This is a genomic window from Hydrocarboniphaga sp., assembly GCF_965279055.1.
GTDB lineage: Bacteria > Pseudomonadota > Gammaproteobacteria > Nevskiales > Nevskiaceae > Hydrocarboniphaga.
Window position 1 is genome coordinate 4526237 of the sequence record NZ_OZ257125.1, and the last position, 9963, is coordinate 4536199.

Annotated in this window: 9 protein-coding genes; 3 read left to right on the forward strand and 6 right to left on the reverse strand. The window is 68.4% G+C overall.

Features of this window, described 5'->3' with window-relative positions; translation table 11 throughout:
* Window positions 1-7: 7 nt before the first annotated feature.
* Window positions 8-703, reverse strand: a complete 696-nt coding sequence (locus ACQZF9_RS20325) for a TerC family protein (RefSeq protein WP_428310786.1) — start codon at window positions 701-703, stop codon at window positions 8-10.
* Between the two features lie 152 nt (window positions 704-855).
* Complete coding sequence (locus ACQZF9_RS20330) at window positions 856-1359, reverse strand: acyl-CoA thioesterase (RefSeq protein ID WP_428310787.1); 504 nt, start codon at window positions 1357-1359, stop codon at window positions 856-858.
* Window positions 1360-1468: 109 nt separating this feature from the next.
* Between ACQZF9_RS20330 and ACQZF9_RS20335 the strand changes: the two genes are divergently transcribed.
* Window positions 1469-2332, forward strand: coding sequence for a PA4780 family RIO1-like protein kinase (locus tag ACQZF9_RS20335; RefSeq protein ID WP_428310788.1), 864 nt, complete (start codon window positions 1469-1471; stop codon window positions 2330-2332).
* 117 nt (window positions 2333-2449) lie between these two features.
* On the opposite strand, the gene ACQZF9_RS20340 is transcribed toward ACQZF9_RS20335, so the two are convergent.
* From ACQZF9_RS20340 to tyrS, 3 genes are all read right to left on the reverse strand, one after another.
* Window positions 2450-2767 carry an antibiotic biosynthesis monooxygenase family protein gene (locus tag ACQZF9_RS20340; RefSeq protein WP_428313465.1) on the reverse strand — a complete coding sequence of 106 codons (318 nt, stop codon included), beginning with the start codon at window positions 2765-2767 and terminating at the stop codon, window positions 2450-2452.
* A 20-nt stretch (window positions 2768-2787) separates the two neighbouring features.
* Complete coding sequence (locus ACQZF9_RS20345; protein WP_428310789.1) at window positions 2788-3324, reverse strand: GNAT family N-acetyltransferase; 537 nt, start codon at window positions 3322-3324, stop codon at window positions 2788-2790.
* 185 nt (window positions 3325-3509) lie between these two features.
* Window positions 3510-4709 carry a tyrosine--tRNA ligase gene (gene tyrS / locus ACQZF9_RS20350; RefSeq protein WP_428310790.1) on the reverse strand — a complete coding sequence of 400 codons (1200 nt, stop codon included), beginning with the start codon at window positions 4707-4709 and terminating at the stop codon, window positions 3510-3512.
* A 248-nt stretch (window positions 4710-4957) separates the two neighbouring features.
* Between tyrS and ACQZF9_RS20355 the strand changes: the two genes are divergently transcribed.
* Together ACQZF9_RS20355 and ACQZF9_RS20360 are read left to right on the forward strand one after the other, a co-directional pair.
* Window positions 4958-6337, forward strand: coding sequence for an OapA family protein (locus ACQZF9_RS20355; RefSeq protein WP_428310791.1), 1380 nt, complete (start codon window positions 4958-4960; stop codon window positions 6335-6337).
* Between the two features lie 18 nt (window positions 6338-6355).
* Window positions 6356-7462, forward strand: coding sequence for an anhydro-N-acetylmuramic acid kinase (locus ACQZF9_RS20360; protein WP_428310792.1), 1107 nt, complete (start codon window positions 6356-6358; stop codon window positions 7460-7462).
* 236 nt (window positions 7463-7698) lie between these two features.
* Here the strand turns inward: ACQZF9_RS20360 and ACQZF9_RS20365 are convergent, their stop codons facing one another.
* Window positions 7699-9897, reverse strand: a complete 2199-nt coding sequence (locus ACQZF9_RS20365; RefSeq protein WP_428310793.1) for a primosomal protein N' — start codon at window positions 9895-9897, stop codon at window positions 7699-7701.
* Between the last annotated feature and the right edge of the window lie 66 nt (window positions 9898-9963).

Consider the following 9963-nt stretch of genomic DNA (forward strand, 5'->3'; position numbering starts at 1 on the left):
CGTCGTCTCAGGCGGACGCGGACGGCGGCGCGCGGCGCGCGGCGATCGCCTTGCCGATCAGCACCACCAGCAGCGCGCCGATCGCCGAAAACAGGTATTCGGTCCAGTGCGGCAACGCATCCTGCAGCGCGTCGAGCGCGTGATCGTCGATCCACAGGCCACCGGCAATCCAGCCCAGCAGCGCGCCGCCGAGCACGATCACGATAGGCCAGCGATCCATCATCGTGATCACCAGCTTGCTGCCCCAGACGATGATCGGCACGCTGATCGCGATACCGATCGCGACCAGGCCGATGTGGCCGTTGGCGGCGCCGGCGATAGCGATGACGTTGTCCAGGCTCATCACCGCATCGGCGATGATGATGGTGCGGATCGCGGTCAGCAGATGGGTGCTGGCCTTGATGTGCGGCTCGTCATCCTTCTCCGGCAGCAGCAGGTGCACGCCGATGTACAGCAGCAGCAGCGCACCGGTGATTTTCAGATAGGGCAGCGCCAGCAGCTGCACCGCGAAGAAGATCAGCAGGATGCGCAGCGCGATCGCGCCGAACACGCCCCAGAAGATGCCCTGGTTGCGCTGCCGGGGCGGCAGCTTGCGGCAGGCCAGCGCGATCACCACGGCATTGTCGCCGCCGAGCAGGATGTCGATCAGGATGATCTGCAGGATCGCGATCAGCAGGCCGCTGTCCAGGGGTAAGTCGTGCATGCGTCGGGGTCGGGTCGGACTCGGCTGCTAGTTTGCACCGGTTTGCCGAATGGGGTTTCCGTTTGGCCGCAACGCAATCGCGCGCCATTGTGGAACCCGCTATGGAGCGCGTGTCGGCGCGCACCTCGCGATTGCCGATGTCGTTCCCGCGATCAACTCGCCGGGCTGACCACCGCCGTCAGCTCCGAGCGCTCGATCTCGTCGAGCTGCCGGCGCAGCGCATGACGGCGTTGCGCGGCCGCGACGCGGCGATGCTCCTCCGGCGTGGTCGGCACGAACGGCGGCACCGCGGTCGGACGCTTGTCGTCGCCGACCGCGACCATCGTGAAGAAACAGCTGTTCGCATGGCGCACCACCTTGCTGCGAATGTCCTCGGTGATGACCTTGATGCCGACTTCCATCGAGGTATGGCCGGTGGAATTGACCGAGGCCATGAACGTGACCAGTTCGCCGACATGGATAGGCTGGCGGAACACCACGCGGTCCACCGACAGCGTCACGACATAGGCGCCGGCGTAGCGGCTGGCGCAGGCGTAGGCCACCTGGTCGAGGAATTTGAGCACCGTGCCGCCGTGGACGTTGCCGGTGAAGTTGGCCATGTCCGGCGTCATCAGCACGGTCATTTCGAGTTGGTGGCTGGGCAGGGTCTTCATCATGGGGCGACCTGTTCGGCGGGTGGCGGAGGATGAGGTCAAAAGCAGCTTTCACGCCAGCGCGGGCGAGCCGGTAGACTCGTGCGGGTCCGCCTAGATCCTATCGACACGAATGAAAATACCGAATGCGCTGCAACCGCTGATCGAGGACGGCATCGTCGATCGCGTGGTCCGGCAGCTGAAGAGCGGCAAGGAAGCCTCGGTGTTTCTGGTCGAAAGCGGCAGCAGCATCCGCTGCGCCAAGGTCTACAAGGAGGCCGAGCACCGCGGCTTCCAGAACCTGGCGCAGTACCAGGAAGGCCGCAAGGCGCGCGGCAGCCGCGACGAGCGCGCGATGGGCAAGCGCAGCCGCCACGGCCGCAAGCAGTCTCAGGAAGAATGGAAGAACGCCGAAGTCGACGCGTTGTACCGGCTGGTCGCCGCCGGCGTGCGCGTGCCCAAGCCCTACGGCTACTACGAGGGCGTGCTGGTCATGGAAGTGATCGCCGACGAAAACGGCGACGCCGCGCCGCGACTCAACGACGTGCAGCCGACGCCGGAACAGGCGCGCGAATGGCATGCGTTCCTGATCCGCCAGATCGTGCTGATGCTGTGCGCCGGCCTGATCCACGGCGACTTGTCCGAGTTCAACGTGCTGCTCGGCGTCGACGGCCCGGTGATCATCGATCTGCCGCAGGCGGTCGACGCGGCCGGCAACAACAATGCCTTTCGCATGCTCGAGCGCGACGTCAACAACATGCGCAGCTACTGCGGCCACGCCGCGCCGGAGCTGCTGGACACGCAGTACGCGCATGAAATCTGGAAGCTCTATCAGCTCGCCGAGCTGCGGCCGGACAGCGTGCTGACCGGCACCTTCGTGTTCGACGCGGAGTCGGCCGATGTCGACGACGTGATGCTGCATATCGAGGAAGCGCGGCGCGAGGCGGAAATCCGGCAGCAGGGGCGTGATGCGGCGGCGGCGGCGGATAACGAGTGAACTCCTTCCCCCGCGCGTGCGGGGGAAGGTTGGGATGGGGGCGAATCGCCAAAGCGCAGCGCCGCGACGAATGCGCCCACCCTAGCCCTCCGCCGCACGCGGGGGAGGGAATGTTTTTTATTTCGAGTAAGCGCGCTCGACTTTCGCGATGCGCACTTCGAAGTGCTCATACCAGCGCCGCTTGCCGGTCTCCTGCGCGATGCGATGCTCGGCCACCGCTTTCCACGCGGCGATCGCATCGGCATCTCGCCAGTAGGAAACGGTGATGCCGAGCCCGTCGGCGCCGCGCGTGCTTTCCACGCCCAGATACCCCGGCTGCTGCGCCGCGAGTTCGGCCATGCGCTCGGCCATGCCGGCGTAACCGGCGTCACCGTCGGTGCGCGTCGAGGTGAAGATCACCGCGTAATACGGCGGCTCCGGCGTGGTGGCGAACATGGCATCGGCGGCGGCGCCACTCACAGCGTCTTGCTCATCGGCACGAACTGGATCGTGACCTCGTCGTTCAGGGGATGATGGATCATCGTCTCGCCCTGGTAGCCGAAAGTTTTATACAGCCGCACGCCGGGCAGGGTCGCCATCATTTCGCAGCGCGTGAAGCCGCGCTCGCGCGCCGCCTGTTCGCAACGCGCCAGGATCGCGCTGCCGATGCCGCGGCGGCTGTAGTCGGGGTCGATGAAGAACGCGCGGATTTTCGCCGCGTCCACGGCCGGATCGAGCGCCGCGGCATCGCGTCCGCGATTGGCGTCGCCGCCGAACAGGGTGCGCCGCCAGCTCCAGCCGCCGCAGCCGACAATGCGGCCGTCGCCGGCTTCGGCGACGAAGTAAGTGCGGTCTTCGATCAGCTGCGTGTCGACACCGAAAGCACCCAGCAGCGCGGCCTCGATCTGTTCGCTGCGGTAGTCGCCGGCGCCGAGCTGGCGGATCGAGCGGGCAATCAGCGCCATCAGCAGCGGTTTGTCGGCGAGCGTCGCGGTGCGCAGCGGGTAGGACATGGCGGCTCCTGGTGGCGAGGCCACAGCTACAGCAAGGACTTTGCCTGCGAATGGTGACGACATCGCCGAACCCCCGTTCGTCCCGAGTAGCCTCGCTTGCGAGGCGTATCGAGGGACCCGGCCGCGGTCCGGTCCCTCGATACGCCGGGATAAAGCCCCGGCTACTCGGGACGAACGGAAAGTGCTTATGCCGTCGTCAGGATCGCCCGCGCATAACGCCGCGACCCCACCTGCAGCAGGTATTCACCGGCGGTCAGCAGCAGCGCGCGATCCTCGACGCGCTCGTGGTTCACGCGCACCGCTTTCTGCTCGACCATGCGATTGCCCTCGGCGTTGCTGGCGACCAGGCCGGCCTCCTTGAGCACGCGCGGCAGCGCCAGGCCTTCGGCCGGCACCGCGATGGTGACTTCCGGGATGTTGTCGGGCAGCGCGCCCTGGCTGAACTGCGCGATGAACGCGGCCTTGGCCGCCTCGCCGGCACCGGCGCCATGAAAGCGGTCGACGATCTCGATACCCAGCGCCATCTTGACGTCGCGCGGGTTGGCGCCGCCGTCGACACTGGCGCGCAGCGCCGCGATCTCGGCCAGCGGCTTGAAGCTCAGCAGCTCGTACCAGCGCCACATCAGGGTGTCGGACACGCTCATGACCTTGCCGAACATCTCGCCGGCCGGGTCGGTCAGGCCGATGTAGTTGTTCAGCGACTTGCTCATCTTGTTGACGCCGTCCAGGCCCTCCAGGATCGGCACCGTCAGGATGCATTGCGGGCGCTGGCCGTAGGCGGCCTGCAGGTGGCGGCCGACCAGCAGGTTGAACTTCTGATCGTTGCCGCCGAGTTCCACGTCGGCCTTCAGCGCCACCGAGTCGTAGCCCTGCAGCAGCGGGTACATGAACTCGTGGATCGCGATCGGCTGGCCTTCCCTGTAGCGGGTCTGGAAGTCGTCGCGCTCCAGCATGCGGGCAACGGTGTGCTGGGCGGCGAGCTTGAGCATGCCCTCGGTGCCGAGCTGGTCCAGCCAGCTGGAGTTGAACGCGATGGTGGTCTGTTGCGGATCGAGGATCTTGAAGACCTGCTCTTTATAGGTCTGAGCGTTTTCCTCGACCTGCGCGCGAGTCAGCGGCTTGCGCGTCTCGTTCTTGCCGGTGGGGTCGCCGATCATGCCGGTGAAGTCGCCGATCAGAAAGATCGCCTCGTGACCGAGCTCCTGGAAGGCACGTAACTTGTTTAGCAAAAGCGTGTGGCCGAGGTGCAGGTCCTTGGCCGTGGGGTCGAAGCCCGCCTTGATCTTGAGCCTGGCGCCGGTCTCGGCGGCCTTGGCCAGCCGCGTGCGGAACTCGTCCTTCGGAATGATTTCGTTGGTCGCGCGTTCGAGTTCTTCGAGTGACATAAGGGTGCCGTTCGTCTGCCGGGGATGCCAGCGTACAACCCGCTCGGGGTGCGCGGCAGCGACAGACCGTTACAGAGGGATAGGAGGGAAACTCTTGCGGTAGAACAGGTTTTTGTGGTTTCTTACGGGTTCGCGCTGCCGGTTACAGGCGGCCGTAACCGAATCGTCAACAAAAAAACAGCTCAGTCATGAGCACCGAATGCGGGCGACAGAATCGCCGCATAACCGCCTTAAAAACGGGTCGATGAATGAAATTTGATTATAGCTCAGCCGAGCCGGCGTCCCGCCGTTCGGCTCACCGCATCGTGCTGATCACGGCACTCTGCGGCGTCGGGGTTGCCGCGCTGATGTCGCGCGAAACCTCCGCGAACCGGCATGTGCCGGACTCGGCGACCGCACCGATGGTGCTGGACGCCGACAATGCCGCTCGCTACGACGAGTCGATCCAGTCCGCTCTGGCCGACTCGATTGCGGTGCCGCAGGCCAGCGAATGGATTACGGTATCGGTCAAGAGCGGGGAAACGCTCTCGACCATCTTCGACGCCCAGGGCTTGCCTCCGGATGAATGGATGGCCCTGCTCAAGCTGGGCGGCGACACCCTCGAACTCAAGCGCCTGAAGACCGGCGAAGAGATCAAGATCCGCAAGGAAGGCGACCAGCTGCAGGAGCTGAGCTACGCGCTCGACGAACTCCGCACCTTGAATGTACGCCGCGTCGATGACCAGTTCGAGGCCGTCACGCTGACCGCCGAAGTCGAGCACCGCCAGGCCCAGGCCACCGGCACCATCACCAGCTCGCTGTTCAACGACGGCAACAAGGCCGGCCTGACCGACCGCATGGTCATGGAAATGGCCGAAATCTTCGGCTACGACGTCGACTTCGCGCTGGACCTGCGTCAGGGCGACCGCTTCGCCGTGGTCTACGAGGAGCTGTACAAGAACGGCAAGCGCATGCGCATGGGCGACATCCTCGCCGCCGAATTCGTCAACCAGGGCAAGACCTACCGTGCGGTGCGCAACGTCGGCGCCGACGGCCGCGTCGCCTACTACACGCCGGAAGGCCAGTCGCTGCGCAAGGCCTTCATCCGGACCCCGCTGGACGTGTGCCGGGTCAGCTCGCCGTTCAACCTGCACCGCCGCCACCCGATCCTGAACACCATCCGCGCGCACAAGGGCGTCGATTACGCCGCCTCCTCGGGCACGCCGATCAAGGCGGTCGGCGACGCCAAGGTCAGCTTCGTCGGCCTGAAGAACGGCTTCGGCCGCGTCGTCGTGCTGCAGCACGGCTCGCAGTACGAAACCCTGTACGCGCACATGTCCGCGTTCCGCTCCGGCCTGTCGGTCGGCCAGCGCGTCAGCCAGGGCCAGGTCATCGGCTACGTCGGCATGAGCGGCCTGGCGACCGCACCGCATCTGCACTTCGAGTTCCACATCGGCGGCAACGTCGTCAATCCGGTGACCGTGGCGATGCCGCGCGCCAACCCGATCAGCGGCAACGAGCTGGCCAAGTTCAAGGTGTCGAGCAAGGCCATGGTCGCCGCGCTCGACCAGGTCGACGCCCGGCAGCAGAGCGCGATGGCCGCGCCGGCGCTCGGCGGCACCGCGGCGCCCGTCACTGCGGCGCCCTGATCCACTGGATCTGAGCCGATGCGCGCCATCGGCCTGATCTCCGGTACCAGCCAGGACGGCATCGACGCCGTGCTGGCCGAGTTCGAGCATGGCCAGTTCCAGCGGCTGCTCGCGACTCATAGCGGCGCCTATCCGCCCGCGATCCGTTCCCGCCTGCTGGAACTGGGCTATGAAGCCTCGCCGGTCACGCTCGCCGAATACGCGGCGCTGGATCGTGCGGTCGCCGATGCCTTTGCCGATACCGCGATCGAGCTGTTGAGGATCGCCGGCGTCGACCACGCCGCGGTGAACGTGCTCGGCAGCCACGGCCAGACCGTATTCCACGACGCGGTCGGCATCGCCAACAGCCTGCAGCTCGGCGATCCCTCACGGATCGCGGTGCGCAGCCGCATCGTCACCGTCGCCGACTTCCGCCGTGCCGACGTCGCCCTCGGCGGCCAGGGCGCGCCGCTGCTGCCGGTTTTCCACCACGCGCTGTTCGCCGAAGACGGCCGCCCGGCCGCGGTGCTGAACCTGGGTGGCATCGCCAATCTGACCCTGCTGCCGAGCGCCGACGCCGCTGCCGTGCGCGGCTTCGACTGCGGCCCGGCCAACGGCCTGATGGACGAATGGGCCGAGCTGCACACCGGCGCGCGCTACGACGCCGACGGCGCCTTCGCCGCCAGCGGCAAGGTCCATGTGCCGCTGCTGGAGGCGCTGCTGGCCGATCCCTATTTCGCGCTGCCGGCACCGAAAAGCACCGGCCGCGGTTATTTCCGGCTGGCCTGGGTGCGCGCGCTGTGGCCGACGCTGGATCAGCTGCCGGCCGCCGACGTACAGCGGACCTTGTGCGAGCTGACCGCGCGCAGTGCGCTGCAGGCGCTGCAGGCGGCGATGCCGGAGGCGCGCGAGCTGCTGGTCTGCGGCGGCGGCGTGCGCAACCGCTTCCTGATGCAGCGCCTGCGCGCACTGGCGCCGCAGCTGCGCGTCGAGTCCACCGAAGCCCGCGGCCTGCATCCGGACTGGGTCGAGGCCACCGCCTTCGCCTGGCTGGCGGTGCAGCGCCTGGATGGCTGCGCCGGCAACCTGCCCGGCGTCACCGGCGCCAGCCGCGCGGCGGTGCTGGGCGGCGTGTTCGATCCCTGAGGCTTTTGTAGGAGCGGCCTTGGCCGCGACTGAGGCTTCAACGGCACCGTCACGGTCAGGGCCGCTCCTGCAGGGCCGGTGATGCTTGGGCCGTCGGCGCGTGCGATCCGGTCCCTCGATACGCCCGCTGCGCGGGCTACTCGGGACGAACGGCTTTCCTCCACGAGGTTACGAAAACTCCGTTCGTCCCGAGTAGCGCCAACGGCGCGTATCGAGGGACCGGATCGCAGCCGGCGTCAGTACAAGTCCACCGGATCCACATCCAGCGACCAGCGCACCGCGCGGGCGCCCGGCAGGGTGTCGAGCAGTGGCGGCCAGGGTTTGAGCGCGCGGTGCAGCGCGCTGCGTTCCTGCGCCTGCAGCAGCAGCTGGGCGCGGTAACGGCCGGCGCGGCGCTCCATCGGCGCCGGTACCGGGCCCAGCGCCTGCAAGCCCTCGACGACGGGCAGACAGCCCAGCGCGGCCTCGAGGAACGCGATCGCGGCCTGCTCGGTTTTGGCCTCGGCGCGCAGCAGCGCCAGGTGCGCGAACGGCGGCAGGCCGGCGATGCGGCGCTCGGCGATCAGCAGTTCGGCGAGGCCGTCGTAGCCCTGGCCGACCAGGCGCAGCAGCGCCGGGTGTTCGGGCTGATGGGTCTGCACCAGCACCTCGCCGCGGCGCTCGGCGCGGCCGGCGCGGCCGGCGACCTGGGTCAGCAGCTGGCCCATGCGTTCCAGCGAACGGAAATCGACGCTGAACAGCGATGCGTCGGCGTCGACGATACCGACCAGGGACAGCCCGGCGAAGTCGTGGCCCTTGGCCAGCATCTGCGTGCCGACCAGGATGTCGACACGGCCTTCGCGGGTGTCGCGCAGCACGGTATCCAGGGCCTTGAAGCTGCGCAGCCGGTCGCTGTCGAAGCGCTCGACCCGCGCCTCGGGGAAGCGCTCGCGCAGCCCCTCCTCGACACGCTCGGTGCCCTGCCCCAGCGGCACCAGCTGTTTGCTCTGGCACTGCGGGCAGACGCGCGGCGCCGCCTGCCGCGCGCCGCAGTGATGGCAGATCAGCCGGCCGCGGCCGCGATGCAGCGTCATCCGCGAATCGCAGTGCTTGCACTGCGCGGTCCAGCCGCAGTCGTGGCACAGCAGCGCCGGCGCGTAGCCGCGGCGGTTGATGAACAGCAGCACCTGGCCGCCGTCCGCGAGATGGCGCGCGACCGCGACCGCCAGCGCCGGCGACAGGCCGTCCTTCAGCGGCATGCCGCGCACGTCGAGCAGTTGCAGCCGCGGCGGCGGCACCTGGCGCACGCGCTGCGGTAGCTTCAGCCAGGCGTAGCGGCCGTTCTGCGCATGCACCAGCGTCTCCAGCGACGGCGTCGCCGAGCCCAGGATCACCGGCGCGCCGGCACGCTGGCCGCGCAGCACGGCGAGGTCGCGCGCCGAATAGCGCAGGCCGTCCTGCTGCTTGAACGAGACGTCGTGCTCCTCGTCCACGATCACCAGGCCCAGCCGCGGCAGCGGCAGCAGCACCGCCGAACGCGTGCCGACGACGATCGGAAGGATCCCGGCGCGCGCGCGCAGCCAGACCTGGCCGCGCTCGGTCTCGCTGAGTGCCGAGTGCGAGCCGGCGACCGCGGCCGCGCCGAAGCGCTCGCGCACGCGCTGCAGCAGCTGCGGCGTCAGGCCGATCTCCGGCACCAGCACCAGCACCTGCTTGCCCGCCGCCAGCGCGGCGGCGATCGCGCGCAGGTAGACCTCGGTCTTGCCGCTGCCGGTCACCCCGTGCAGCAGATGCACGCCGAAGCCGGACGATGCCGACAATGCGTCGACCGCGCGCGCCTGATCGTCGGTCAATGCCGGAAGATCGGCCGGATTCGGCAGCACGACCGCCGGCGCGGCCGGCGCCGGGTCGGCGCTCTCCGCGATCCAGGCTTCGTCCAGCGCGCGGCGCAGGGTCGCGGCGGGCGCGCTCAGCGCGGCACGTTCGGCCGCCGCGGTGTCGAGCCGGGAGAGCAGCTCGCGCAGCTTTTTCGAGCGCGCCGGCAAGGCCGCCAGCGCAGCGCGGCCGGCGTCGGTGATCGCATAGCGCAGCGGCCGTTTCAGCACCGCCGGCTCGTCGGCGCGCAGCGCCACCGGCAGCATCGCCGCGACGACTTCGCCGATCGGGTGGCGGTAGTAGTCGGCGATCCAGGCGGCCAGCCCGAGCTGGTCTTCCGACAGCATCGCTTCCGCGTCCAGCACGCGCAGCAGTTCGCGGTAGTGGCCCTCGGCGGCGCTGGGGTCCGGCGCGACGCCGGTCTTCAGCACCACGCCGGTGAGTTCGCGGCGGCCGAACGGCAGGCGCACGCGCATCCCCGCAAGCAGCGCGTTTTCGGCCTCGATTTCGGCCGGAACCTGATAGTCGAAAGCGGTGTACAGCGGTACCGGAACCGCCACCGAAACCAGACGCCGGGTCATCCGCCCGGCTTGTGGATAACGTTGGGGAAAGAAACCGGAGCCGGCCGCTGCGTCAATCCACCGTGC

Coding starts and splice junctions, on each gene's coding strand:
- ACQZF9_RS20325 (WP_428310786.1), bottom strand. CDS start 703: ATGCACGACTTACCCCTGGACAGCGGCCTGCTGATCGCGATCCTGCAG.
- ACQZF9_RS20330 (WP_428310787.1), bottom strand. CDS start 1,359: ATGATGAAGACCCTGCCCAGCCACCAACTCGAAATGACCGTGCTGATG.
- ACQZF9_RS20335 (WP_428310788.1), top strand. CDS start 1,469: ATGAAAATACCGAATGCGCTGCAACCGCTGATCGAGGACGGCATCGTC.
- ACQZF9_RS20340 (WP_428313465.1), bottom strand. CDS start 2,767: ATGTTCGCCACCACGCCGGAGCCGCCGTATTACGCGGTGATCTTCACC.
- ACQZF9_RS20345 (WP_428310789.1), bottom strand. CDS start 3,324: ATGTCCTACCCGCTGCGCACCGCGACGCTCGCCGACAAACCGCTGCTG.
- tyrS (WP_428310790.1), bottom strand. CDS start 4,709: ATGTCACTCGAAGAACTCGAACGCGCGACCAACGAAATCATTCCGAAG.
- ACQZF9_RS20355 (WP_428310791.1), top strand. CDS start 4,958: ATGAAATTTGATTATAGCTCAGCCGAGCCGGCGTCCCGCCGTTCGGCT.
- ACQZF9_RS20360 (WP_428310792.1), top strand. CDS start 6,356: ATGCGCGCCATCGGCCTGATCTCCGGTACCAGCCAGGACGGCATCGAC.
- ACQZF9_RS20365 (WP_428310793.1), bottom strand. CDS start 9,897: ATGACCCGGCGTCTGGTTTCGGTGGCGGTTCCGGTACCGCTGTACACC.